We start from the raw sequence: 368 nt of genomic DNA on the forward strand, positions 1-368 counted from the left end.
GAAAGCGCACAGGTTCGTGCGAACGTGTGCACGGTGACGCCTGAAATCTCACAGGTCTGCGAGCAGGGTGGGATCGACGCGGTCGGCGAAGTAGGCCAGGACGCCCTCTGGGCTCATGCCGTAGGTGGTGGCAATCAGATTGGGATCGTGGCTGTTGGCCAAGGCCAGCAGTCGGGAGGCGCGCAGCGTGGAGATCGTGGTGTCGGCGGGGTCGAGGAGGCGGCTGAGGTAGGCGCGGGACGCCGGTGTCGGCCCGGATCGGGTTCGGCTGGTGACGATGACGTGGGGATTATGGGTGCCGGATCTGCGGTGCTCGAGGCATCGGGTCAGTGCGGCCCAGGTCGCCGGGTCCAGCGGGATCGGATGTG

At 67.1% G+C, this 368-nt stretch carries 1 pseudogene; it reads right to left on the reverse strand.

From position 1 onward, the window contains the following. Nucleotides 1-48 precede the first annotated feature (48 nt). Nucleotides 49-368: pseudogene (locus P3H15_RS54735) on the reverse strand (integrase); the annotation flags it as partial.

Origin of the sequence: Rhodococcus sp. T2V, from assembly GCF_029269925.1 — a bacterium.
GTDB lineage: Bacteria > Actinomycetota > Actinomycetes > Mycobacteriales > Mycobacteriaceae > Rhodococcus_F > Rhodococcus_F koreensis.